Origin of the sequence: Duganella phyllosphaerae, assembly GCF_001758785.1 — a bacterium.
GTDB lineage: Bacteria > Pseudomonadota > Gammaproteobacteria > Burkholderiales > Burkholderiaceae_D > Rugamonas > Rugamonas phyllosphaerae.
On record NZ_LROM01000087.1, the window covers coordinates 12,659 to 36,094 of the forward strand.

General features: G+C 61.3%; 22 protein-coding genes. 5 read left to right on the plus strand and 17 right to left on the minus strand.

Annotation, left to right across the window (positions count from 1 at the left end; all coding sequences use genetic code 11):
* Window positions 1-15 precede the first annotated feature (15 nt).
* The 11 genes from DUPY_RS13010 to DUPY_RS13060 all read right to left on the minus strand — a co-directional run bounded on the left by DUPY_RS13010 (window position 16) and on the right by DUPY_RS13060 (window position 11,943).
* Complete coding sequence (locus tag DUPY_RS13010; RefSeq protein WP_070248679.1) at window positions 16-345, minus strand: EscU/YscU/HrcU family type III secretion system export apparatus switch protein; 330 nt, start codon at window positions 343-345, stop codon at window positions 16-18.
* Complete coding sequence (gene fliK / locus DUPY_RS13015; protein ID WP_070248680.1) at window positions 335-1,687, minus strand: flagellar hook-length control protein FliK; 1,353 nt, start codon at window positions 1,685-1,687, stop codon at window positions 335-337. Before fliK ends, DUPY_RS13010 begins: the two co-directional genes overlap by 11 nt.
* A gap of 14 nt (window positions 1,688-1,701) precedes the next feature.
* The gene (locus DUPY_RS13020) at window positions 1,702-2,028 is read right to left on the minus strand and encodes a flagellar protein FliT (RefSeq protein ID WP_070248681.1); all 327 of its coding nucleotides are present in this window, start codon (window positions 2,026-2,028) and stop codon (window positions 1,702-1,704) included.
* A 3-nt stretch (window positions 2,029-2,031) separates the two neighbouring features.
* Window positions 2,032-2,469 carry a flagellar export chaperone FliS gene (fliS, locus tag DUPY_RS13025; RefSeq protein ID WP_070248682.1) on the minus strand — a complete coding sequence of 146 codons (438 nt, stop codon included), beginning with the start codon at window positions 2,467-2,469 and terminating at the stop codon, window positions 2,032-2,034.
* A 24-nt stretch (window positions 2,470-2,493) separates the two neighbouring features.
* Window positions 2,494-5,190, minus strand: coding sequence for a flagellar filament capping protein FliD (gene fliD, locus DUPY_RS13030; protein WP_070248683.1), 2,697 nt, complete (start codon window positions 5,188-5,190; stop codon window positions 2,494-2,496).
* Window positions 5,191-5,402: 212 nt separating this feature from the next.
* A complete protein-coding gene (locus DUPY_RS13035) occupies window positions 5,403-5,777 on the minus strand; it encodes a flagellar protein FlaG (RefSeq protein WP_070248685.1) in 375 nt (124 codons plus the stop codon).
* Window positions 5,778-5,869: 92 nt separating this feature from the next.
* The gene (locus tag DUPY_RS13040) at window positions 5,870-7,402 is read right to left on the minus strand and encodes a flagellin N-terminal helical domain-containing protein (RefSeq protein ID WP_070248687.1); all 1,533 of its coding nucleotides are present in this window, start codon (window positions 7,400-7,402) and stop codon (window positions 5,870-5,872) included.
* A 307-nt stretch (window positions 7,403-7,709) separates the two neighbouring features.
* Window positions 7,710-9,317 (minus strand): GGDEF domain-containing protein, encoded by a 1,608-nt coding sequence (locus DUPY_RS13045; protein ID WP_070248689.1) that lies wholly within the window; start codon window positions 9,315-9,317, stop codon window positions 7,710-7,712.
* 177 nt (window positions 9,318-9,494) lie between these two features.
* Window positions 9,495-10,142 (minus strand): response regulator, encoded by a 648-nt coding sequence (locus tag DUPY_RS13050; RefSeq protein WP_070248692.1) that lies wholly within the window; start codon window positions 10,140-10,142, stop codon window positions 9,495-9,497.
* Between the two features lie 69 nt (window positions 10,143-10,211).
* Window positions 10,212-11,345, minus strand: a complete 1,134-nt coding sequence (locus DUPY_RS13055; RefSeq protein ID WP_070248695.1) for a sensor histidine kinase — start codon at window positions 11,343-11,345, stop codon at window positions 10,212-10,214.
* Between the two features lie 31 nt (window positions 11,346-11,376).
* Entirely contained in the window at window positions 11,377-11,943 is a 567-nt protein-coding gene (locus DUPY_RS13060) for a hypothetical protein (protein WP_070248697.1), read from the minus strand.
* 61 nt (window positions 11,944-12,004) lie between these two features.
* Between DUPY_RS13060 and greB the strand changes: the two genes are divergently transcribed.
* The gene (gene greB, locus DUPY_RS13065; RefSeq protein ID WP_070248699.1) at window positions 12,005-12,571 is read left to right on the plus strand and encodes a transcription elongation factor GreB; all 567 of its coding nucleotides are present in this window, start codon (window positions 12,005-12,007) and stop codon (window positions 12,569-12,571) included.
* A 174-nt stretch (window positions 12,572-12,745) separates the two neighbouring features.
* Window positions 12,746-14,797 carry a TolB family protein gene (locus DUPY_RS27905; RefSeq protein ID WP_141749533.1) on the plus strand — a complete coding sequence of 684 codons (2,052 nt, stop codon included), beginning with the start codon at window positions 12,746-12,748 and terminating at the stop codon, window positions 14,795-14,797.
* Window positions 14,798-14,941: 144 nt separating this feature from the next.
* On the opposite strand, the gene DUPY_RS13075 is transcribed toward DUPY_RS27905, so the two are convergent.
* Window positions 14,942-15,931 (minus strand): IS5 family transposase, encoded by a 990-nt coding sequence (locus tag DUPY_RS13075; protein ID WP_070248703.1) that lies wholly within the window; start codon window positions 15,929-15,931, stop codon window positions 14,942-14,944.
* A 261-nt stretch (window positions 15,932-16,192) separates the two neighbouring features.
* Between DUPY_RS13075 and DUPY_RS13080 the strand changes: the two genes are divergently transcribed.
* Entirely contained in the window at window positions 16,193-16,843 is a 651-nt protein-coding gene (locus DUPY_RS13080; protein WP_070248705.1) for an NF038129 family PEP-CTERM protein, read from the plus strand.
* A gap of 16 nt (window positions 16,844-16,859) precedes the next feature.
* On the opposite strand, the gene DUPY_RS13085 is transcribed toward DUPY_RS13080, so the two are convergent.
* The 4 genes from DUPY_RS13085 to DUPY_RS13100 all read right to left on the minus strand — a co-directional run bounded on the left by DUPY_RS13085 (window position 16,860) and on the right by DUPY_RS13100 (window position 21,039).
* The gene (locus tag DUPY_RS13085) at window positions 16,860-19,232 is read right to left on the minus strand and encodes a RelA/SpoT family protein (protein WP_208600042.1); all 2,373 of its coding nucleotides are present in this window, start codon (window positions 19,230-19,232) and stop codon (window positions 16,860-16,862) included.
* A 57-nt stretch (window positions 19,233-19,289) separates the two neighbouring features.
* Window positions 19,290-19,493 carry a DNA-directed RNA polymerase subunit omega gene (gene rpoZ, locus DUPY_RS13090; RefSeq protein ID WP_019922806.1) on the minus strand — a complete coding sequence of 68 codons (204 nt, stop codon included), beginning with the start codon at window positions 19,491-19,493 and terminating at the stop codon, window positions 19,290-19,292.
* Between the two features lie 20 nt (window positions 19,494-19,513).
* Complete coding sequence (gene gmk, locus DUPY_RS13095) at window positions 19,514-20,152, minus strand: guanylate kinase (protein ID WP_070248707.1); 639 nt, start codon at window positions 20,150-20,152, stop codon at window positions 19,514-19,516.
* A 95-nt stretch (window positions 20,153-20,247) separates the two neighbouring features.
* Entirely contained in the window at window positions 20,248-21,039 is a 792-nt protein-coding gene (locus tag DUPY_RS13100) for a DUF72 domain-containing protein (protein ID WP_070248709.1), read from the minus strand.
* A gap of 124 nt (window positions 21,040-21,163) precedes the next feature.
* Between DUPY_RS13100 and DUPY_RS13105 the strand changes: the two genes are divergently transcribed.
* Window positions 21,164-21,451: a putative quinol monooxygenase gene (locus tag DUPY_RS13105; RefSeq protein WP_070248710.1), complete on the plus strand. Its 288-nt coding sequence runs from the start codon at window positions 21,164-21,166 to the stop codon at window positions 21,449-21,451.
* A gap of 61 nt (window positions 21,452-21,512) precedes the next feature.
* Here DUPY_RS13105 and DUPY_RS13110 read toward each other — a convergent pair whose 3' ends face one another.
* A complete protein-coding gene (locus tag DUPY_RS13110) occupies window positions 21,513-22,403 on the minus strand; it encodes a YicC/YloC family endoribonuclease (protein WP_070248712.1) in 891 nt (296 codons plus the stop codon).
* A gap of 266 nt (window positions 22,404-22,669) precedes the next feature.
* Between DUPY_RS13110 and rph the strand changes: the two genes are divergently transcribed.
* Entirely contained in the window at window positions 22,670-23,401 is a 732-nt protein-coding gene (gene rph, locus DUPY_RS13115) for a ribonuclease PH (RefSeq protein ID WP_070248713.1), read from the plus strand.
* Window positions 23,402-23,436: the final 35 nt, after the last annotated feature.

The window sequence follows — 23,436 nt, forward strand, 5'->3', positions numbered from 1 at the left end:
CGAAGGCCAGTCGAGTCAAGTATCGGTGAGGGGAACGCTGGTGTCAGGCGGCGCCGGCAGCGGCTGGCCGGACTTTTGCGCAGATTCAATATAATAAAGCCATGCCAACAGTTCCGCAATCGTGCGGTAGAGCATGGGTGGAATTTGTTGATCGAGGTCCACGTCCATGAGCAAAGAAACAAGTTCCTTGGATTCGTGAATATGCACGCCGGCTTCCATCGCCACGCCGATGATCTGCTCGGCTACCAGGCCACGGCCCTTGGCCACCACCTTGGGCGCGGGGGCGCCGTCCTGGTAGGCCAGGGCCACCGCCTGTTGCAGCGGCTTGCGTACTTCAGTGGCCATGCTCGGCTCCCTGGGCGCTGTCGCCATCCTGCTGGGTGATCGCCAGCGAAGAGAGCAGGGCGCCGGCGGCCGCCATGGCCGATTCGAACTGGCCGGCGTAGGCGCGCAAGGTCGTGGCCGCGTCATCGGTGTCGGTATTGAGCTGCACGTGGACCTGGTCGCCCACCATGGTCACGGTGGCGCCCACCTTGCCCAGCATCGGCAGGCGGAAGCGCACGCCGCTGCGCCAGACCTGCTCCTGGCTCTCGGCCTCTGGCTGTTGGCGGCCGCCGTGCTGCTGGTTCTGCTCGCGCTTGACCTCCCATTGCATTTGCTGGCCGGGCCACGCCTCGCCGTTCCACTGCACCCGGCCTTGCTCCTGGGTGTGCAACTGCTGGTTGACCATTTGCGCCGGCGTCAGGTCCGGGCCGCCGGGCCCCAGCCGCGCCAGCGCTTCGCCCGAGCGCTGCGCCAGCCGTTGCAGTTGCTGCATCTGCTGCATTTGCGGTTCGCGCATCAGGTCCGCCAGCGGCCGTTCGCCCTTGACCCACTCGGTCACGTGCGATTCGTAGAACAGCCCGCTCTTCGAGATGGTGTCGTGCAGTTTCTGGGTCAGCTTGTCGGTGTCGGGCGCGGCGTTGCCGAACAGGGCGGACTTGCCCACCAGCGCCAGTTGCGCCATCTGGCCGGCAGCCGGCAGCACCGTCGCCAGCGCGCGCGCGGTGGGACTGAGGGTCGATTGCGGCGTGGTATGGTCGAGCCCGGGCAGATCGGCGCTGGCGGTCAGCGGCGCCTTGCCCAGCAGGGTGGCGGCCAGGCTTTGCGGCCGCGTCGCTTCGGCGCCAGCGGTGCGGCCGCCCTGGGCAGCGCCGGCGGCAGTGGCTGCAGGCTGGGCATCGATGTCGGCAGCGGCGTCGGCACCGGCAGGCAGACCTGGCTGGACATTACCGGGCAAACCCGCGCCGCGTGCCGCACCCGGCAACGCGGCCGGCGCGGTTTGCGACGGCAGACCGGCGGCCTGGCCGTCGCCGCCGTCGGGATAGACCACGGTGGCGCCGGCGGTGCCGGTGCCGAACTGGAAGGTGGGGCGAGGGGAGGCGCTGAGCACGGTCAGCGAGACTTCGGCGCCGACCTTGACGTCGGCCGGCAACATCATGCGCACGTTCTGCTCGGCGACCTTGACCAGCGCGCTGCCGTCGCTGAACTTCGATTGCACCACCGCCGGCACGTTCTGGCCAACCAGGCCTTGCAGTGCTTTTTGCAGCGCGACCTGGCCCTGGCGGCCATCGCCCACCGCGACGCCGGTGCCGGCGCCGTCCGATTGCGCTACCGGCCGGACGCTGGCGTCAATGCGCGGCAACATGGCGCGCCCCTGCTTTAGACGTTGCCGTAGGCGTTAACCACGCGCCGTTCGGTACCGGTGGAGCTGATCAGCTTGGACAATTGCGCCATCCACGGCATGGTGAGGTCGCGGATCTGGCGGTCGGCGTTGAGCATCTGGCGGATCAGCTCGATCTTGCGTTCGCGGTCAGCGCCGGTCATCGGCTGGGCCGGCTCGGTGCGCAGCGCCTGCACATGCACGGCCACGCGCTGTTCGAGCGCGACCAGCGTGTCCCAGTCGCTGGCGCTGGCGGCCTGCACCATCTGTTCGGTCAGGGCGGCCATGGCGGCGTAGGCGGATAAAGCTTCTTGATTCGTCATCATGGGTCAAACGCTCGCAAAGTTGGCAGGTTGGGGGCGGCCGGTGGCGGCAGGCGTGTCGGCGATCGCATTCCAGGCGTCGCGCAGTTCGATCAGCAGGCGCTGGACTTCTTCGACCACGGCCGCATCGCTCTGGATATTGGCAGTGAGCAGGCGCCCGCTCATGTATTCGTACAGGGAATCGAGCCCCTCGGCGATCTCGCCGCCGGCCTTTTTATCGAGCGCGGCGCGCAGGCCGCTGTCGATGATCAGGATGGCCTTGGACAGCGACTTGCCCTTCTCGGCAATATTGCCGCTGCGGATGGCGCCCAATGCGCTGTTGAGCGCGACCAGCGCGCCGTCGAACAGCATGACGATCAGCTTGTGGGGGCTGGCGGCAACAACGCCGGTTTCCATGCCAACCTTGGCATAGGCATGCACGCCAGTTTGTCGAGATCCAAACATACTCTGTCTCCTGTGAGTGGGACGTTACTTTACTGAGGCCAGTGAGGCCAATTGCTGCGTCAGAAACGATTGGGTGCTGTTCAAGTTCGCGATCATGGTGTCGAGTGCCGAATACTGCTTGCGGTAGCGCGCCTCCACCTCCACCAGCCGGGCTGCGAATTTATCGCGCTGTGCCGTGATGCCCTTGACCGCGTCGTTGAGTCCCTTGGTGCGGCTGGTGATGGCCCCGCCAGCACCGAGATAACCGGATGCCAGGGTATTGAGCTGGTAAGCGTAGCCCTGGGAAAAACCGAAGGAGCCGCGCGCACCGGTGGTTTCGCCGGCCACGGTCAGCTTGAGGCCTTCGACCGGACCGCCAGGCATGCCGGTCAGGGTTTGACCGTCGCCGCTGGCGGCGTATTCACCGATGGTGCCGGCCACGTCCTTGCCCTTGACCGAGGTGCCGGTGCCAAACACGGCCGAGGTATCGGTGCCGGTGGTCATGGTAATGCTGATGTTGGACTTCGAGCCGTAATTGGTCGATTCCAGCTTGAGCTTGCCATCGGTCCCCACCGTGGCCGCCACGGTCGAGCCCTTCGACGAAAAAGCAGACACCCCATTGATCGACGACTGCAACGCGGCGGCCAGTTGCGATGGGTTGTAACTACCTTCCGGAATGCTGATGGTGGCCGTGTTGGAAGCCGAGGTGGGCTCGGTGTCGTCGAGCGTGACACTCCAGGTCGTATTAGCACCAATGACTGTCTCTGCCGGCAATACATTGGTCCCCTGCAAAGTCCCCTTGGTGGCCAGCTGCGTGATATTGATTGCGTAGTCGCCAGCGCCGGTTTTGGAGGTGGAGCTGACAAACTTGATATCGGGGTCGGTACTGCGGCCAACGGCCGCAAACAGGCCGGCGATATCGTTGTAGTTGTTGTCGATGGCTTTTTGCAGCTTGCTGTTGTCGAGCACCAGGCTGCCGTCCTTCTGGAACGCAATGCCGATCTGCGACAAGCTGGTCAGGCTAGTGCCTTGCAGCCCCGTCAGGCTGGCCGTCATCTGGCGGCGGATGGTCGCTTGCAGGTTGCGCAAGGTCGAATCGCCGAGCAACGGACCGCCAGTCTTGGTTTCTTCGTTGTAGCCGCCCAGCGACGTGAATTGATTGTTGAGATCGTTGTACGCCTTGACGAAGCCGTTGACCGAGGTGGTCAACGCCGCCGTGTCCTTGTTGACCGCCAGCGTGGAATTGCCGGTCTTGATCGCATTGATGGTCACTCCGGTGATCGCGCCCGAAATGGTGTTGCTCGAACTGGTCACGTCGATGCCGTTGACGGTGGCCTTGGTGTCGGATGCGGCCATTTTCTGGTTCATGTTCTGCACGCCGCCCGGATCGTAGCTGAGCAAATCGACCAAAGCCGGATCGGGCGGTTCGCCATTGGTGCCTGCCAGCGTGATCTTCATGGTGGAGCTTTCGCCGGTGCTCGTCGACGTCAGGATCAGGCGGTTGGGCTTGGCATCGGTGCCGCTGGAGCCATCCGAGACGATGCTGGCGGTCACACCGAAACCACCCTTGTTGATCGCATTGACGATCTCTTGCAGCGAATTGTTGGTGCTGTCGATGACGACGTTGCCGCTGGTGCGGTCGCTATCGGCCGTAAAAACAGCATCCTGGTAAGCGCCACCCACGCCGGGCGTGAGGCCAGCGCCGGCCGGATTGCTGCCAGCCACGCTGATCGGACTGCCGTCGTTGGAAATGAGCGAGATCGACCCCACCGCCGTGGTGCTGGAACCGATGTTAGCCTGGCCGCCGCTGTTGCCGATGCCGCCCGTGACACTGCCCGAGACCGCTTCGGCGATGGCCACATTGCTGCCGTCTGCATTGGTAAAGCGCAAGGTGCCATCAGCGGCCGTACCGCTTACCGTAATGTTGGCGTCGGCCAGCGCGCGCGCCACCGACGTGTTGCCGGTCAGTGCTGCGTCGATCGAGGCGGCGGTCACCGCTCCGGTTGCGCCCCCGGCCACGTTTTCGCCCTGGACCGCGATTTCCACGCCACCGACCGACAGTGAATAGGTGCCGCCGCCGCTGGTGTCGACATTGCCGAAGTTGGACGCGCCGGCGTTGCCGAACAACGTGGCGCTGGTGACCGTGGGGGCCGCCTTGGCCGACACGCCGGTGGTGGAACTCTTGGCGTTGATGGCGTCGGCCAGCAGGCGGGCGCTGCGCGTGGTGCCGTCGGTGGCGATCGCGGTGCCGTTGATCGACAGCGCACCGGGCGTCAGGCCGCCCGTGCTCAGGCTGGCGCCAAGCGCAGTGCCGTTGATGCCGAACGTGCCCTTGCTGACCGTGCCCAGCGAAAAATTGATGGTGGTCTTGGCGCCAACGCCGATCGCGGCCGTGGTGGACTTGAAACCATTGGACGCGAGCGTTTGCGGCTGCGCCACCTGGGTCACATTAATCTTGTAGGAGCCGGCTTTGGCCGTGCCGTTGGCGGTGGCATTGAAGATCGACGCGTCGCCGGGCAGCGCGGACATGGTCTGGAAGCTGCCGAGCGACGTCAGGCCCGACAGCGCCGACTGGAAGGTACCCAGCGCGCCTGACAGGTTGCCAAACGCCGATACCTGGCCGAGGGCGCTGGCCGACTTCTTGTCGTACTGCGCCAGCGGCGCCGACTCGACCGTCATCAGCTTGCTGATGATGTCGTTGATCGGAAGCCCGGATCCAATGTTAGGGGTCGAGATAGCCACGTTGCACTCCTGTGTAAACCAATAATATAAGGCAATAACGGCAGAATCAAACCGGACTTGAGAGGGAAGAATACCAGTCAGTTCCCACTTAGCGGAAGAAAGTCGGGTTGACTGTGATGCCGTTGCGGCGCGGGGAGGGCGGCATGCCTGAATCAGCTTGCCATATGGAAGAAAAGAACGGCGCGCGCAAGGCGCGCCGTGGTGCTGCGGATTCAGGCGGTTTGCTGTATCAGCACGCCCTTGGTGGACTTCGCTTCCATCGCCTTGGCGATTTCCAGCGCCTCGGGCGTGGGAATCTGGCGCAATACTTCCTTGGTGCTCTGGTCGATAACCTTGACCACGGTGCGCTTGCTGTCGGTATCGATGGAAAACTCGAGTCCCTGGGACTTGGCCTGCGGCGATTTGTTCAACTCGGACACTGCCCGGTTGACCTGTTCGAGCGAAGGCGGGCCCTTGACGGCGTTGGCGGTGTCGACGGTGGTGGCCGGCGAGCGCGTGGCTCCCGGTGCGGGAGCGGCGTCGGCGCCCGCGATCTGGCGTTCCGCCGGGCGACCGGTGGCGACAGAACCTATTGAGTCAATAGTCATGATGCGTCCTTTACGAAAAATCCCCGACTGATGAAATCAGCCGGGGAGCGTGGTTAGCGCAAGTTTTTTCTGAGCTAACTCATCCCGGGGGATTAGCCACGCAGCAGTGACAGCACGCCATTTGGCAGCGAGTTGGCCTGGGCCAGCATCGCGGTACCGGCCTGTTGCAGGATCTGGCCGCGCGTCAGGTTGGCCGTTTCTTGCGCAAAGTCGGTATCCTGGATACGGCTACGCGAAGCCGACAGGTTCTCGGTCGTCGTGTTCAGGTTGGCGATCGTCGAAGCGAAGCGGTTCTGGATCGCACCGAGGTCGGCGCGGTTCTTGTTGATCTGGTTCAGCGCCGAGTCGATGGTTTTCAGTGCGGCATTCGAACCCTCCACGGTGCTGACGTCGATCTTGTCCACCGATGCCAGCTCGCTGCCGATATCGGCTGCACCCAGGCTCACGGCACCACCATTGACCGAGAAACCGCTGTCGGATGACAGTTCGATCGAACCGCCGACCGTCACGGTACCAGTCGCGGGAATACCTGTGCCTGCCGTGGTGGTCGGTGGCGTGGTGGTGTTATCGGTGATATCGGCGCCGCGCATCTCGGCGTTGGTCATGGCCACATTGGTGGTGCCGGTGCCGCCTACCATGGTGATATCGTCGCCAGCGATATTATCGAGTTGCAGCTCCTTCTGGTTGGTGGTCTGGTTGACCTTGATGCTGGCGGTAACATTGGTCGAACCGCTCTGGGCATTGATAGCCTGCGCCAGCGACGCCAAGTCGCCATTCTTGACCGACGACGAAATCGTCACCGCATCCGCATTGGCGCTTTTCAGCGTGAAGCTGACCGACTGCGAGGTCGCGCTAGGCAGACCGCCTGCATCGAGGCCAATGCCTTTGATGGTCGCGGTGCTTTTGGCTTGTGCCGAAACGCCGCTGCTGTTGCTCAGTGCATTGATCTTGGCGGCGATGGCTTTGGCGCTGTCGCCGGCGGCCGCTTCCACCTTGGTGGTGATGCCCGCGCCGGAGCTGATGGTCAGCGGTTCAGCGGTGGTCAGGCCGTTCGCTGCCGTGGCGACGGCGGCGTTCATGGTGGTGCCGCTGGCGGTGGTCTTGACGGTGTTGTTGCCCAGATCGGCTGCCTTGGCGCTGGCCACACCGATGTTGATGGTCTGGTTCGAGTTCGCGCCAACCTGGAACTGGGTGTTGGTCAGCGAACCGTCGAGCACGTTCTGGCCGTTGAACTGGGTGGTGTTAGCCACGCGGTCCAGTTCTTTCGACAGGGATGCCACCTCGTTCTGGATCGATTTGCGATCCGATTCCGAGTTGGTGCCGTTGGCGGACTGTACTGCCAGTTCGCGCACACGTTGCAGCAGATCGCCGGCGGTGCTCAAGCCACCCTCAGCAGTCTGAGCCAGCGAGATGCCATCGTTGGCGTTACGGGCTGCTTGTTGGTTACCGCGAATTTGCGACGTGAAGCGCTCGGAAATTGCCAGGCCGGCGGCGTCGTCCTTGGCGCTGTTGATGCGCAGGCCGGAGGACAGACGTTGCAACGAGGTCGACAGATTAGCTTGCGAGCTGCTCAGGTTACGTTGCGAATTGAGCGATTGGATGTTGCTGTTGATGACTTGTGCCATGATGATTCTCCAGATTACTACGGTGTGGGCTAGCTGCTCATTTCACTTTGGTCTGTCTCCGCGTTCCGAGACAATCAAACCGCTGTTGTAATGATTTTCGGTTGCTCCACGGGAAAATTTAGCCCTGGAAACGAACTATAAATTTCATTTCAGCCCTAAAGTTCAGCCGATGCCTGCGCTTAATCGACCGCAAGAAACGATTCTTTAGGGTGAAAAATAATTTATTTCTCGGCGATTTAAATGAAAAAAAAGCCCGGCAGGCGCCGGGCTGGATAGATTTTGTGGCATCCGTACCAAGTTTTTTAGCCTATTCGGCCATCACCACCCGGTTCTTGCCGGTCTGCTTGGCGGAATACATGGCCTTGTCGGCACGTTTGACCAGGTCGGTCTGCTCTTCATTCGGGCGGCGCAGCGCGACGCCGGCCGAGAAGGTGATCAGGACTTTCTCGTTATCGTGCAGGAAGAAGTGCTTGGTCAATTCGCGCTGCAGGCGGGTCATGGTCGATGCCGCCGCGTCGATGGTGGTCTCGGGCATCAGGATCAGGAATTCCTCGCCGCCGAAGCGGGCGATCACGTCCATCGAGCGCAGGGTTTCCTTGACGATCTTCACCAGGTGCTTGAGGGCGGCGTCGCCGGCGATGTGACCATAGGTGTCGTTGAGCTTTTTGAAGTCGTCGAGGTCGAGCACGGCGATGCACAGCGGCGTGCCACGGCGGTCGGCGCGCGCGGTTTCGCGGTCGAACACGTCGTCGAGGCCGCGCCGGTTGAGCGAGCCGGTCAACTGGTCTTCACGTACCAGCTCGCTCAAGTGCTGGAGCTTGGCCTCGAGCGCGTGGATGCGGCTTTCCGCATCCTGCACTTCCTGGCGCGCCAGCACCATCTTGTCGCGCGCCTTGAGCGCTTCGGCCTGCACCATCCGGGTTTCCTTGAGCACCTCGTCGAGGATGGTATTGAGCTCGGCAATATTGTCGGCCTTGCTGATCTTGTCCGAATAACCACCGATCTTCTCGTGGAAGTCGCCGGTGGATGCGGCCACCGCGCCCAGCCGGTCGATAAAGGTCATCATCATGTTCTTGACGGTGAGCTTGACGTCCGACAGGCTGTGCTTGAGCTGGCCCTGCTTGTAGATGACTTCTTTCAGCGTGCGGGTGGCGTCCTCGAGTGCGCGCACGTCGAGCGGGCCGGAAATCAGGTGTTGCACGGCCTCGATCTGACCCTGCAGCCAGCTGTCGTCGTCCAGCAGTTCGCTGACGTTTTCCAGCAGCAGCTTGAACAGGCGCAGCAGCAGTTCCTGCTGCTCGCCGCTGTCGGCGCCGCGCACTTCGATCTGGAAGCACAGTTGCTTGAGGCGCTGGCCGATCTCGGTCAGCGCTTCCTCGTTGTGGGCCTCGCGCGCGGCGCTGCCCAGGGATTCGGCTTCGGCCGCCAGCGCTGGCGCGCCGGCCAGCAGCGAGGCCACCGCGAAGGTCAGGGTGCGGCTGAGCAGTTCGCGCAGGACGCGGCTTTGCTCGTCCTCGACGCTGCCAACCACAGCGGCGCCACCGACCCCACCGATGCCGGCCACTTCGATACCCGGCTTCTTGCTGATAAAGTGTTTTTCCACCAGTTGCGACAACATGCGCGCATAGCCGTCCCAGTCGCGCGATTTGACGGCGCGGTTGAAGCGGCGGCCGAAATCAGCCAGATCGCCGGTACCGTCGGTGAGGCGCGTGGCAAACTGGTTCAGTACCGCTTCCGGGCCGGGGTCGATGGCCACCACCGGGGCTGCGACGGGTTCGCTGATGCCGGCGATTTCGTTGTAAATTTCGCGGTAGGCCTCGGGCGTGGGCGAGATCCGGCGCAGCGCCAGGCGCTTGAACGCCTCGCGTGCGATCTCGGCCGGATTCTGCTCGGGGACTGCGGGTTTGCTGGACATGGAACCTCTATGGGTTTACTTGGTTGTAGCATGATAGGCCCAAGCCTGATGCATCATTGCGCGGAGCAGGCGCAGAAAAACGTCTTTCATTTCTGCATCAAAAATGTTCTATCCGACAACGACTTATGGTCGCGTCGTTGTCATTTTACCCCTGTCGGCGCGGTTCGTCGTCCCTCGTTAGTCGATCAGCTGATTTTTGATGGCGTAGTGTGTCAATTCGGCGCTGTTCTTGAGCTTCATCTTGACCAGCAGCCGGGCCCGGTACTCGCTGACCGTCTTGACCGACAGCGACAGCTCCTTGGCGATCACGCCCACCGTCTTGCCGGAGGCGATCATGGTCAGGGTCTGGTACTCGCGGTCGGACAGGGAATCGTGCGGCGGCGCCTCGTGGTCTTCGCCCACGTGGTTGGCCAGTTCCTGCGCCAGCGCCGGGCTGATGTATTTCTGGCCGTCCGCCACCTGGCGGATGGCGTTGACCAGTTCGCGCGGTGCGCTCTGCTTGGTCAGGTAGCCGGACGCGCCCGCCTTGAGCGAGCGGATCGCGTACTGGTCTTCGCGGTGCATCGACAACATCAGTACGGCCAGGTCCGGCTTTTCCTTCTTGATCTGCTTGAGCACGTCGATACCGCTGCGGTCGGGCATGGAAATGTCGAGCAGCATCACCTGGCATTCGGACTTGCGAAACAGCTTGACCGCTTCCAGGCCGTTTTCGGCCTCGCCGGCCACGATGATGTCGCGCGTCTCGGCCAGGATTTGCTTCAAGCCTTCGCGCACGATGGCATGGTCGTCGGCAATGAAGACCTTGATGATGGCTTTTTCGCTCATGGTGGTTTTCTCTACTTTATTTGCAGGCGCTCTGTGGCGCATTATTCACAGCAATTGGTCGCCGGTTGGCTATCCGGCTATTGTAGCCTCCGTGCCCGTGCTTTCGTGGCGTATCTTGATCGCCACCACGGTGCCGCCGCCCGGCGCGTGGCTCAGCGTCAGGGTGCCGCCCAGCGCCCGGGTACGCTCCACCATGCCGCGCAGGCCGAACGACGCCGGCTTGGCGCGGTCGGACTGGCGGATGCCGCGGCCGTCGTCGGTGATTTTCAGGCTGACGTAATGGCGCAGCCGCGCCAGCTTCACGCTCACCCGGCTGGCTTCGGCATGCTTGGCGATATTGGTCAGCGCCTCCTGGGCAACCCGGAACAGCGCCGTGGACTGGTCTTCGTCCAGCCCCATGTCGCGCTGGTTGTAGCTGAAGGTGGTCTCGATGCCGGCCTGCTTGTCGAACTCGCGCACCTGCCACTCGAGCGCGGCCACCAGGCCCAGGTCGAGCAGGGCGGGGCGCAGGTCGAGCGAAATCCGGTGCACGGCGTCGATGGTGCGGTCCACCAGCGAGTCGAGGTAATCGGTGCGTTCGCGCAGCGCCGGGTCGATGCCGATGCCGTCCAGGCGCACGGCCAACATGGCCAGCGCCATCTTGATGGCGGTGAGGTTACCGCCCAGCTCGTCGTGGATTTCACGGGCGATGCGGGCGCGTTCCTGTTCTTTCACGCGGTCGGTGTGGGCGCTCAGTTCGGCCAGCCGTGCGCGCGACTGCCGCACTTCCTGCTGTTCCTGCTTGCTTTCGGTGATGTTGGTCATCATGCCGTCCCAGCGCATGGCGCCGCCGGGCAGCGCGTGCGGGGTGGCGCGCAGATTGATCCACTTGACGTCCTTCCAGGCATCGACCCAGATCCGGCCCTCCCAGTTCCAGCTCCGCAGCGCGTTGGCCGAAGCTTGCATGGCATCGAGGTACGAGCCCCGGTCCTCGGGCAGGATCAGTTCGAGGAAGCGGCCGGGTGCGGCGTGCAGGTCGGCCGGTGCCAGGCCCAGCAGCGCCTGGCAGCCGTCGCTCAGGTAGGGAAAGGCGACGCTGCCGTCGGCTTCGCGCACGAACTGGTACACCAGGCCGGGCGTATTGGAGACGATGGCGTCGAAACGTGCGCGCACCTGTGCCAGTTCGGCGGCAAGGTCGGCAGGGGGCAGGGCGGCAGTGCTCATGGTATTACTCATGGTGTTGATTGTCAGGGAGTCAGGTGCGCCAGCGCGCACGCACGCGCTTGAGCAGGCGGCGGAAACGTCCGCCCCAGCTGCGCGGCGCCAGGCTGGCGCGTTGGCGCCAGCGGCGCACGCGCTCTGCCAGCGCCTGCACCCGCCGCCAGGCGGCGGTCGCTTGCAGGCGCGCGATCCAGCGCGCCTTGAGCGCCAGGAACCAGCCCAGCAATCTGGCGAACCAGACGATGGTGAGCAGCACCGGCCGCGTGAGCAGGTACAGCCGCGCCACGGCCGCCGCGCCCAGCACCTTGGCCAGCACGATCACGGCCAGGCCCAGCAGCGCATGGCCGTTGGCCAGCGCCCACAGCGCCAGCAGCTTGACCGGAAACAGCAATACGGCCGGCAATAACAGCAGCACCAGCGCCGCGTACGGTCCCAGCCGGCAAATTCCTTGTTCCAGGCGCGCCAGCGGCGGCCACGCGGTAAGCCGGCGCATCAGCGCCGCGCCCAGGTCCCACAGCCAGTCTTCCAGCAGCAGCAACAGCGCCGCCAGGTAGACCAGCGGGGCGAACAGCCAGCGGTGCAAGCGTCGGAAATATTTCATCGGGACTCGTGTGGTTCTTCTGGCAGCATGATACCGCGCGGCGGGCAGGTACAATAGGCTCATGAATAAAGCCTTTGTAAAAGAATCCGACGGTGACGACGACGAGGAAGCCGCCGCGCTGGCGCTGGCCATCCCGCCCGGCTCGAAGAACTATATCCGCCCCGAGGGTTACCAGCGCATCAAGGACGAATTGCTGCAGCTGATCGACGTCGACCGGCCGGAAGTGGTGCGCATCGTCCACTGGGCCGCGTCCAACGGCGACCGCTCGGAAAACGGCGACTACATCTACGGTAAAAAACGCCTGCGCGAAATCGACCGCCGCATCCGTTTCCTCACCAAGCGCATGGATTCGGCGGCGATCGTCGATCCCAGCGTGCACCACGGCACAGACCAGATCTTTTTCGGCGCCACCGTCACCTACTGCGATCAGCATGGCCAGGAGCGCACCATCACCATCGTCGGCATCGACGAGCTCGATCCCTTGAATGGCAAGATCAGCTGGGTAGCGCCGGTGGCGCGGGCATTGACCAAGGCGCGCGAGGGCGATGTGGTCACTTTCCAGGCGCCGCACGGGGTCGATGAGCTGGAAATACTGGAAGTGCATTATCCCAGCCCTGACGCCAAGTAGACGGTAATACAAAAGTTCCTTCTTGCATACAGGACGAGCGTAATTCAGTAAATACTCTCCGGTCTTTATTTCCCCATGTTAATATTTCTCCATTGGAATTTTTCCATTGTGGTCTGGTCGCGGCGTTAGCATGCGGAAGCAACCGATGAAATGAAATTTTAGGAGAGGTCGTTAATGAAAGTGACTAAGATATTTGCGGTTGCCTTGATGGTGATGACTGCACTAGGTGCAAAAAGCGCGCTGGCAGCGCCAGATATTACTGTGAGATCAGTACCGTTTGATACTGAGCAGGCTGGCGATTCGTTGCCCAGCCTGAGTGCAGACGGCAGATACATTCTTTATAAATCACAACAGTGGGGGCCTGGTGGTACAACCTTACCCTCATATTTCTACATCCATGATCTGCAAACTGGTGAACGAACGACTGCCAGCAAAAAGCTTGATGGCGCGGCAGAGGGGAGCGAATGCAGAGGGGCAAGCTTCAGCGGTAACGGACGTTATGTCGGTCTTTCTTGTGTCAGTACCAGCATGGGTGCCAAGACCGTGGGAGGACTGGGGATTTTTGTCTATGATAAGTTCAATGACACGACTGAGATGGTGCCTGACACCGGGCGAGACGGGGTAAACAGTATCCCTGGAATCAGCGCTGATGGTGGAATAATCGCTTTCTCCACAATTCAAAATACGACCTATCGCCTGTATGTGCGCGACATGGTCAACAAGTCTACCGCCCCCACAGCTGCAGAATTTTCAAGCGGAGGCCAAAGAAGGATCGTTAGCGCAGACGGCCGGTTTGTGTCTTACGTGAGTGGCGCTGTGCCCAATTACTCTGCCTACGTTTATGATCGGATCACTGGCGTCACCGAGGCGGTGAATGTAAGAGCTGATAATAAGCTTGCCACAATGACGGTTGGCGAACTGACGATGAGTGCTGACGGCAATGTATTTGCTTTTATCAGTACTCCAATGTACGTGACCGGATTGTCAACCGAGTCGAAACTCTATTCGGTTTACGTGCGGGACCGTAAAGCAGGAAAGACAGAATTGGTCAGTGGGCTGAGCATTGGTAACGCGCTGTTCAGTGGGATCAGCGGAAACGGACGTTACGTTTCATATTTCAGAAACAATACCATCTATGTGTATGACCGACTCACGAAAATCACCCGGGAAATTGCACCACCAGGCTTGACGGCTTTCTCCGGACCAAAAATGAACTACGATGGCCGCTTCGTCGTGTTTCACTGCAGGGCTCCACAGAATGTCCATTATTTGTGCGTCGCCGACATGGGAATTGCCGCTGGCGTCACCTTATCGCAAGATGCATTGAAGTTGACAGAAGGGGGAGATGCCGGTACCTACACGCTTGCTTTGACACAAGCGCCAGAAGCTGATGTGAAGATTACCGTTGGCCCAGGATCAAAGCTCGGGGTTGCGCGTTCAGAGTTGGTTTTTACTCCTCAGAACTGGAATGTGCCGCAAGTCGTGAGTGTGCGTGCGTTAGCAAATGGTGTAGCGGAGGGAATCCATACCGCAAAAATAGTTCACACGATTACTACCAGCGATGCTAACTATTCTGTTGTGCAACCTGCTGATGTCACGGTGACGATCACTGATGGCGTTGCACCGACGATCCACGTTCCAGGCTCCCCCTGGACCTTGAGCGATATGCCCGTTACCGGCACCGCCGCTCCTGGCGCCACAGTGATCCTCAGCGCCTACAACCGCACCACTGGCTGGATGTCGGGCGTCAGCACGGTGGCCGATGCGCAGGGTAAATGGAGCTATACACTGACCGGCTTTACCGACGGCGTGATTGAACTTGATGCTGTAGCCGATGGCCTCAAGAGTCCTGTGCAAACCGTAACGGTGAAGCTGGCAACAACCACGACGCCGCCAACGCAGCCGACTTATATCGACGTCACCGGCAATATCCGAACCACCGCCTACGGTCTGATCCTGAATCGCTCGACTGGAAAATATGCGGGAGATTTCGTGTTGACCAACACGGGCAGCATCAACCTGAAAGGTCCGCTGCATCTGCAGTTCAATGAGCTGACTTCAGGCGTGACGTTGTTCAACGCGACGGGAAACCATGATGGTTCGCCCTATATCACCGTTGATATCGATCTGGTGCCGGATGCATCGGTCACCATACCGCTGCTCTTCGTCAATCCGGAAAAAGTGACGGTGAACTACGACGCCAGGATTTACAGCGGCAGGTTCTGACTCTAAGGAAGCGCTGATCAATTCGGTTTTCGGCAGATGGAATTAGTTTTTGATCTTGCCAAACGAAATTCCATGCAGAACCTGGCGAAAACTTACTGATAGGAGGTGGACAAGCCGAATTTTCGCGGCATTCCTGCCTGTTTTTCAGCTGCTGGACGCAACTTGGGTGTGCTTGCCGCAGAGCGATCTGCGGGCCAGCACCAAGTTGGCCAAAGCGAACAACGAGAACAACTGCGCCGTGTTTTTGGCCAGACCACGATACCGGACCTTGCGATGACGGAACAGGCATTTGACGACGTGGAAACAATGCTCGACCTTGGCGCGCGCGCTCGCCTTGGTCTGCTCCAGTTTCTCTTTGATGCGGCCCAGTTTGTCGTCCTTGAGCGCCTTGCGCAAGCCAGGGCGCATCGCGGTATGCCATTCGACATCGGTGCCGATGTTTTCAGCCCGTTTGCCCACGCCCTGGTAGCCGGCGTCGCCGAGCACGACCTTCTCTGCGCCGTGCAGCAGCGCGTGCGCCTGCGTGACGTCAGCGGCGTTGCCGGCCGTGCCAATGACCGAGTGCACCAAACCCGTGGTCATGTCGACGCCAATATGAGCCTTCATGCCGAAATACCATTCGTTGCCCTTCTTGGACTGGTGCATTTCAGGATCGCGTTCGCCATCGCGGTTCTTGGTCGATGGCGGCGCGGCGATCAAAGTGGCGTCAACGATGGTGCCCTCGCGCATCGTCAAGCCTTTGCTGGCCAGATGGCCGTTGATTTCGCTGAAGATGCGCTTGGTCAGTTCATGCTTCTCAAGCAGCCGCCGGAACTTCAACAGCGTCGTCGCGTCGGGCGCCGATTCATGGGTCAGATCGATGCCGACAAAGCCGCGGATGGCTTGGCTGTCGTAGATGGCATCTTCGACGCCTTCGTCCGACAGGCCGAAGCACTGCTGGGCGATGTACATCGTGAGCATCCGTTCAAGACCGATCGGCGGACGGCCGCGCCCATCACCCTTCGGGTAGTAAGGCAGCAGCGACGCCACCGGCGCCGGCCATGGCGTGGCCGCTTCGATCTCGGCAAGAAAACGGTCGCGCCGCGTCAGCTTCTTTTTACGGGCGTACTCGGCGTCGGAAAAGCTCGATTGCATGGTGTTTGTCGCGGAAAGTTTGATTCCCACATTTTGCCAGCTTCGCTCGGCGCCGGGGAGCAACCTCAGAAATAAATCAGCACTTCCCTAACAGCAAACAGTATTTTTATTAGGAAAGATTAAATGATGAAAGACATCCCTAATAAACGTTTTGATAACGTTGTTGTGCTGATAAATTGAGAGCCAAGGGAATTCTGCTTCTGCATAGTCTTGCATAGGTTACGGAATTCACTTCTTGTTCACCAACTAAAGGGATTCATCATGCGCCTTACATTCAAAAAAATCTTGCTGGCAGCGGTATTGAGCACATCGGCCGCGTTCGTCTCGGCCGAAACCCTGCGGGTGGAAATCGATACCTCGTCTTTCACCCATCAGGGCTGGATTGATCTAATGTTCAATGCGTCCAGTGGCAATGCCGCGTCTTCCACCGCACAATTATCCAACTTCGTCGGCTTTAACACGCAATTTGTGCCAGAACTGAGCGGGCAGACCAGCGGTTCGCTCGCCAGTGGTTACACCATGGGTAACCTGAACGGCACCGCCGATATTTTTCATGCTGTAAATTTTGGCGGCAAGATTGGCTTCGACGTGGATTTCGCGGGCTCCATCGGCTCTGCCATCAACCGCTCGCTGTCCACCCTGTCTGTGGCGTTGTACGGCGCCGACCAGAGCACCTTGCTCGGTCATGGCGACCCCGCCAGCGGCGCCCTGGTGCAACTGTATTGGCTGTCGCCTACCAGCACGGCCGCCAGCAGCGTCACAACCCGTGTCTTTGATAGCATGGCCAGCGTTGGCGCCGCCACCGCCATCTCGCCGGTCCCCGAGCCATCAGCCTGGCTGACCATGGGGGCGGGGCTTGGCTTGCTGGGTTTGATTGGCCGCCGCAAGAGGGCAGCGGCGTTCGCAGTCTGAGCTTTTCGCCCTTGCTTTAGCTGCGCTCGCGCAGGATGCGGTTCACGCCGTTCACGCGGCGGACATTGCGCAGCAGGCCGGCCAGGTGCACGCGGTCTTTCACCTGGATGGTAAAGCGCAGCTGGTGCAGCACGTTGTCCTTGTCCTCGTCCATGCCGACATAGGTGATGTTGGCGTCGGACTCGCCGATTTCGGCTGCCACGCGCGCCAGGATGCCTTTTTCGTTGTTGATCAACAGCTTGATGCGGCAGTCGAAACGGCGGTTCATCTCGGTGCCCCACTTGACCGCGATCCAGCGGTCCGGTTCCTTGGTCTTCTGGCGCTTGGCGATGGTGCAATCGGTGGTGTGCACCAGCAGGCCCTGGTCGCGGCGCAGCTGGCCGATGATGGAATCGCCCGGAATCGGCAGGCAGCACGGCGCCAGTTGTACCGAGACGCCTTCGCTGCCGCAGATGGTGACCGGGTCGAGCTCGGTAGCGCTGTTGTGGTCGATCGGCGCGCTGGCCGATTCGCCGCCGCGCAAACCGAAGATGTGACGCGCCACCAGCGCGGCCATGCGCTTGCCGATGCCGATGTCGGCATACAGCTCGTCGAGCGACTTGGCGCTCGATTCGTTGAGCAGGCGCTCGGTCAGGTGTTCTTCGAGCAGCGCCGACATGCCCAGCGAGGTCAGCGCCTGCGCCAGCAATTGCTCGCCCAAGGTGATCGACTCGGGCAGGTTGATGGTGCGCAGGTGGTGGCGGATCGCCGAGCGCGCCTTGCCGGTGCGCACGAACGACAGCCAGCTCGGGCTTGGACGCGAATTGGAGTCGGTAACGATTTCCACGATGTCGCCGTTGCGCAGCTCGGTGCGCAACGACACCGGTTCGTGGTTGATCATGGCCGACACCGTGTGGTCGCCGATGCCGGTGTGGATCGAATACGCAAAGTCGATCGGCGTGGCGCCACGCGGCAGGGCGATGATTTTCGACTTGGGCGTAAACACGTACACCGAATCGGGGAACAGGTCGACCTTGACGTGTTCGAGGAACTCGGCCGAGTCGCCGGTCTGCTGCTGGATGTCGAGCAGCGACTGCAGCCACGCATGGGTGCGCTGCTGCATGTCCGACAGGTTGGAATCGGCGTTCTTGTACAGCCAGTGCGCCGCCACGCCGGACTCGGCGGTGCGATGCATTTCCTGGGTGCGGATCTGGAACTCGACCGGCGTGCCGTACGGGCCGATCAGGGTCGTGTGCAGCGACTGGTAACCGTTGAGCTTGCGAATCGCAATATAGTCCTTGAACTTTCCCGGCATCGGCTTGTACAGCGAGTGCAGGGTGCCCAGCGCCACGTAGCAATTGGGGAAGGTATCGACCACCACGCGGAAACCGTACACGTCGAGCACTTGCGAGAACGACAGGTGCTTGTTGCGCATCTTTTTGTAGATGCCGAACAGCGTTTTTTCGCGGCCATACACTTCCGCCTCGATACCGGCCACGCCCAGCGTATTCTTCACCGATTCGAGGATCTTGGTGACCACTTCGCGGCGGTTGCCGCGCGCCGCCTTGACGGCCTTGGCCAGGGTGCGATAGCGCAGCGGGTACAGGTGCGAGAACGACAGGTCCTGCAGCTCGCGGTAGATATTGTTCAGGCCCAGGCGGTGCGCGATCGGCACGTACACTTCCATGGTCTCGCGCGAGATGCGGGCCTTCTTGTTCGGCGCCATGACTTCCATGGTGCGCATATTGTGCAGGCGGTCGGCCAGCTTGATCAGGATGACGCGCACGTCGGACGCCATCGCCAGCAGCATCTTGCGGAAGTTTTCCGCCTGCGCTTCGATCTGGCTCTGGAATTCGATTTTATCGAGCTTGGACAAACCATCGACCAGGTTGGCCACCGGCGCGCCGAAACGTTCGATCAGCTCGTCCTTCTTGACGTCCTGGTCTTCCATCACGTCGTGCAGCAGCGCGGCCATGATCGCTTGCGCGTCGAGCTTCCAGTCGGCGCAGATTTCAGCCACGGCGATCGGGTGCGAGATATACGGCTCGCCCGACTTGCGGACCTGGCCCAGGTGCATTTCATCCGAGAAGCGATAAGCTTCCTTGACCTTTTTCAGGTCGGCGGCATTCATGTACTCGGACAGTTTTTCGGTCAGGTGCGTGACCGAAGCAACGCCGGCGGTCAGGGTAGGCGTAGCCAGGGGCGACGAGGAAATCACGGGGGGAGCTGGTGGTGGCACGGATGCTGCGATGGTAGAGGCGGTGCTATCCCCTGCATTGTTTCCGGACGTAATAGCGGTGGACGGCGCGTTGGACGTCAAGGTGGACGTGACTGCGGCCGGCGCGGTGGCCGGCTGCTTGGCCCGGGCGGGCTTGCCGTTCAGTGTCAGGTCGGCAGGGATCAGGTTCATACGTGTGCGTTCCGTCGAGTTGAGGATGCATTCTCCACCTTCGGGAACGCGTCCACCTTACATGGGGACTTTTTTCAACATTTCGATACCGACTTTGCCGGCGGCGATTTCACGCAGGGCGACCACGGTAGGCTTGTCCTTGGCTTCCACTTTCGGCGTGTGGCCTTGCAGCAGCTGGCGCGCGCGGTAGGTGGCTGCCAGGGTCAGCTGGAAACGGTTAGGGATGTTCTTGAGACAGTCTTCAATAGTAATGCGTGCCATGATATAGCTCCTAAAATCTTTTATTCAGCGTGGATACCCAATTGGGCAAATAGCGAGGCGTTGCGTGCCGCTTGTTGCGCAAACCGGCAACGGGCCGCTCTGACAATCGCGGTCAGCTCGGACAACGCGATTGCGAATTCTTCGTTGATGATAGCATACTCGAACTCGGGCGCGTGGGCGATTTCTCCCCCTGCGGCCAGCAGCCGGCGGGTGATCACGTGGGGCTCGTCGGTGGCGCGTTTTTTCAGTCGTTCTTCGAGCGCATCGATCGATGGCGGCAGGATGAAAATGCCGGTCGCCTGCGGGAACTGCTTCTTCACCTGGCGCGCGCCCTGCCAGTCGATTTCCAGCAAAATATCGGTGCCGGTCTTCATCTGCTGTTCGACCATGATGCGCGACGTGCCGTAGTAATTACCGTGCACTTCGGCCCACTCCAGGAACTCGCCGGCTTCGGCGCGCGCGACGAAATCTTCGGCGGTGGTGAACCAGTATTCCTTGCCGTGGGTTTCACCGGGACGCGGCGCGCGCGTGGTGGTGGAAATCGACAGCTTGATCGCCGGCTCCTGCGCCAGCAGGGCATTGACCAGCGTGGACTTGCCGGCGCCGGACGGCGCGGCCACCACGAACAAGCTGCCGGCGAAAGCGTTGGTTAAGCTCATGTTTATCTTCCCGACTCTAAACGTCAAAGGCGCCAACCAGGCGCCCAAAGACGTATTTTACCAAGAGCCATGAGCGCGCTGCCATTTACCCGCGTTTACAATAATCCGATCAGATGCTGCGCCGCCGCCGGCGCCCGTTCCTTGGCGCCGTTAATGAAATAGATGAACACGTCGCGCGCCGTTTTGCTGTCCTTGGCGGTGCCCACCAGCGGCAGGTGATCGGGCGCGGAGCCTTGCTGCCATTGGCCTGCTGCGGTCGCCCATTTTTTCAATGCCGGCTTGGTGTAGCCGGTAATCCTGCTGCTGTCGGCATTGAGCAGGCGCGCGTACACGAAGCTGCCGGTCACATCGGCAAACGACGGGAAGTCCGGTGCATCGGCAAACACGGTCGCCACCTTGTACTTGCGCGCCAGTTTCAGGTAGTCGTCGCACATGAAGCTGTCGTGGCGGACGTCGAGCACGTGGCGCAGTTTGCGCGTGCCAAGTTTGGCCGGCAGCAGTTTGAAGAAGGATTCGAGGTCGTCGGGATCGAACTGCTTGGTGGGCGCCAGTTGCCACAGCAGCGGACCGAGCTTGTCGCCCAGTTCGGCCAGGCCGCTGTTGACGAAGCGCTCGACCGATTCGCCGGCTTCGGCCAGTACGCGGCGGTTACTGGCGTAGCGGCTGGCCTTGACGGAGAAAACAAAGTCGTCCGGCGTTTGCGCTTGCCACGAGGCGAAGTGTTCGGGCTTGGCGGTGCGGTAATAGGTGCCGTTGATTTCGATGCTGGTGACCTGGCGGCTGGCATATTCCAGCGCCTTTTTTTGCGGCACGTCTTGCGGATAAAACGTCTCGCGCCAGGGCGCGTAATCCCATCCGCCGATGCCTACCCGAATTGACGTCGCCATGTTGCGCTCCAAAGTTGAGCTAACCAGTTGAGCTCAAATCATAGCGGGATTTTTAAAGCCGGGCTCTTTTCCTTTGGCAAACGAACCCAATACTAACGGGATCTGTCACTCACCGGAAAACCACATGAAAGACCTGATCGTCGTCGCCACCCTGACCGCCAAGCCCGGCCACGAGGCCGCCCTCAAAGCTGCACTGGAAAAAATCGTCCCGCCCAGCCGCGCCGAAGCGGGCTGCTCGCGTTACGAGCTGCACGGCGATATCGAACAGCCGGGACGGTTTGTGATGATCGAGACATGGCGCGACCAGCAGGCGCTGACCGAGCATGAAGCCACGCCGCACTTCCAGGCGCTGGTGCAGGAAGTGGGCGGCAAGGCAGACATACAGGTATTAAAACTGGACAAGCTGCTGTAATCGCCAACTTGAATTCCGTCATCCCCGCGTGCGCGAGGATGACTAAGCGTAAGCAGGAGGATTACTCCAGGTTCTGCACCTGTTCGCGCATCTGCTCGATCAGCAGTTTCAGTTCCATCGATGCATCGGCCAGTTCCTTCACCGACGCCTTGGCGCCCAGGGTGTTGGCTTCGCGGTTGAGCTCCTGCATCATGAAGTCCAGGCGCTTGCCGACCTGGCCGCCTTTTTTCAGGATGTGGCGGGTTTCGCCCAGGTGCGCCGACAGCCGGCCCAGCTCTTCGGCGACGTCGATGCGGATGCCGTACAGGATCACTTCCTGGCGGATGCGCTCGAGCGCATCCTGGCGCGACAGCGACGAGTTCGAGCCCTGGCAGGCCAGGCCCAGCGCGTCCTGCATGCGCTCGACGGCTTTTTGCTGGAACGCCGCCACCACTTGCGGAATCAGGGGCGTGATGCGTTTGACGATCGCTTCCATCGCCTCGATGCGGGAAATGAGCATCGCTTCGAGCGCCGCGCCTTCGCGCTGGCGGCTCACGACAAACGCCTGCACCGTGCGCACGGTAAGCGCGGCGACGTCGGCCTGCAGCGACTCCTGGCCGATTTGCGCTTCCTCGATCACGCCGGGCCAGCGCAGCAGTTCAGCCACCGACATGGCCTGGGCGGCGGGAAAGTGCGCGCCCACTTCGGCCTGCAAGCGTTGCAACTCGGTCAGCAACGGCATGTTCAGCGCCTGCGCGCCCGTGGTGGCTGCCTTGCGGCCAAAGCTCAGGCGCAGTTCCACCTTGCCGCGCGTGATGGCAGCCATGATCGCCGCGCGCAGATCGGGTTCAAGCGCGCGTAAATCGTCATTAATTCGAAACTGAAGATCGAGAAACCGGGAGTTGACACTCTTGATCTCGATGGTCAGTGTGCCCGCCGCACTCTCACTGGTGGCGACCGCGTAGCCCGTCATGCTGGAAATGCTCAATGGATATCCCCGATTAATCTTTTACAAAACAGTGACTTATCCAACATCCGGTGCTGCAGGCAAAAAGTATTGTGGCTGCGCTCCACAATGTCTCTCTGCCGGATGGTCTGGAAATTGCTGGATATTGCATTGTAAAGAAAATTGCGGCTGGTGGGTTCAGTATTGTTTACCGGAACTGTAGGGTTGGCGCGGTTGTGCCAGCGCCCGTTGTGGTCTATGCTGCCGGACGATCAATTTGCCAGGAATACACCATGACCCTAGACACCCGCCCGAGCGGCCGCGCCGTCGATGCGCTGCGCACCCTGCGCCTGACCCGCGACTACACCAAGCATGCCGAAGGTTCGGTGCTGATCGAGTGCGGCGACACCAAGGTCATATGTACCGCCAGTATCGAAGACAAGGTGCCCGGCTTCCTGAAAGGCAAGGGTCAGGGCTGGATGACGGCCGAATACGGCATGCTGCCGCGCTCCACCCACACCCGCATGGACCGCGAGGCGGCGCGCGGCAAGCAGTCGGGCCGCACCCAGGAAATCCAGCGCCTGATCGGCCGCTCGCTGCGCGCCGCGTTTGACCTCAATGCCTTCGGCGAACGCACCCTGCACCTCGATTGCGACGTGATCCAGGCCGACGGCGGCACCCGCACCGCGTCGATCACCGGCGCCATGGTGGCTGCGTACGACGCCTTTGCCAAGCTGGTGGCGCGCGGCGCGGTGCCGGCCATCCCGCTGAAAAACTTCGTGGCGGCCATCTCGGTGGGCGTGTACCAGGGCACACCGGTGCTGGATCTCGACTACATCGAGGACTCCAACTGCGATACCGACATGAACGTGGTCATGAACGACGCCGGCCATTTCATCGAAGTGCAGGGCACGGCCGAAGGCGCGGCGTTCGACCGCGACGGCATGAACCGCCTGCTGGACCTGGCGCAGGGCGGCATTGCCGACCTGATCGTGCTGCAAAAGCAGGCGCTGGGCCTCGCCTGAGGTTCGGTCCCCCTAAACGGTTTACAATGGCGGCT

Excerpts from the sequence above, each read along its gene's own strand:
- DUPY_RS13010 (WP_070248679.1), bottom strand. The coding sequence starts at position 345 with ATGGCCACTGAAGTACGCAAGCCGCTGCAACAGGCGGTGGCCCTGGCC.
- fliK (WP_070248680.1), bottom strand. The coding sequence starts at position 1,687 with ATGTTGCCGCGCATTGACGCCAGCGTCCGGCCGGTAGCGCAATCGGAC.
- DUPY_RS13020 (WP_070248681.1), bottom strand. The coding sequence starts at position 2,028 with ATGATGACGAATCAAGAAGCTTTATCCGCCTACGCCGCCATGGCCGCC.
- fliS (WP_070248682.1), bottom strand. The coding sequence starts at position 2,469 with ATGTTTGGATCTCGACAAACTGGCGTGCATGCCTATGCCAAGGTTGGC.
- DUPY_RS13035 (WP_070248685.1), bottom strand. The coding sequence starts at position 5,777 with ATGACTATTGACTCAATAGGTTCTGTCGCCACCGGTCGCCCGGCGGAA.
- DUPY_RS13040 (WP_070248687.1), bottom strand. The coding sequence starts at position 7,402 with ATGGCACAAGTCATCAACAGCAACATCCAATCGCTCAATTCGCAACGT.
- DUPY_RS13045 (WP_070248689.1), bottom strand. The coding sequence starts at position 9,317 with ATGTCCAGCAAACCCGCAGTCCCCGAGCAGAATCCGGCCGAGATCGCA.
- DUPY_RS13050 (WP_070248692.1), bottom strand. The coding sequence starts at position 10,142 with ATGAGCGAAAAAGCCATCATCAAGGTCTTCATTGCCGACGACCATGCC.
- DUPY_RS13055 (WP_070248695.1), bottom strand. The coding sequence starts at position 11,345 with ATGAGCACTGCCGCCCTGCCCCCTGCCGACCTTGCCGCCGAACTGGCA.
- DUPY_RS13060 (WP_070248697.1), bottom strand. The coding sequence starts at position 11,943 with ATGAAATATTTCCGACGCTTGCACCGCTGGCTGTTCGCCCCGCTGGTC.
- greB (WP_070248699.1), top strand. The coding sequence starts at position 12,005 with ATGAATAAAGCCTTTGTAAAAGAATCCGACGGTGACGACGACGAGGAA.
- DUPY_RS27905 (WP_141749533.1), top strand. The coding sequence starts at position 12,746 with ATGAAAGTGACTAAGATATTTGCGGTTGCCTTGATGGTGATGACTGCA.
- DUPY_RS13075 (WP_070248703.1), bottom strand. The coding sequence starts at position 15,931 with ATGCAATCGAGCTTTTCCGACGCCGAGTACGCCCGTAAAAAGAAGCTG.
- DUPY_RS13080 (WP_070248705.1), top strand. The coding sequence starts at position 16,193 with ATGCGCCTTACATTCAAAAAAATCTTGCTGGCAGCGGTATTGAGCACA.
- DUPY_RS13085 (WP_208600042.1), bottom strand. The coding sequence starts at position 19,232 with ATGAACCTGATCCCTGCCGACCTGACACTGAACGGCAAGCCCGCCCGG.
- rpoZ (WP_019922806.1), bottom strand. The coding sequence starts at position 19,493 with ATGGCACGCATTACTATTGAAGACTGTCTCAAGAACATCCCTAACCGT.
- gmk (WP_070248707.1), bottom strand. The coding sequence starts at position 20,152 with ATGAGCTTAACCAACGCTTTCGCCGGCAGCTTGTTCGTGGTGGCCGCG.
- DUPY_RS13100 (WP_070248709.1), bottom strand. The coding sequence starts at position 21,039 with ATGGCGACGTCAATTCGGGTAGGCATCGGCGGATGGGATTACGCGCCC.
- DUPY_RS13105 (WP_070248710.1), top strand. The coding sequence starts at position 21,164 with ATGAAAGACCTGATCGTCGTCGCCACCCTGACCGCCAAGCCCGGCCAC.
- DUPY_RS13110 (WP_070248712.1), bottom strand. The coding sequence starts at position 22,403 with ATGACGGGCTACGCGGTCGCCACCAGTGAGAGTGCGGCGGGCACACTG.
- rph (WP_070248713.1), top strand. The coding sequence starts at position 22,670 with ATGACCCTAGACACCCGCCCGAGCGGCCGCGCCGTCGATGCGCTGCGC.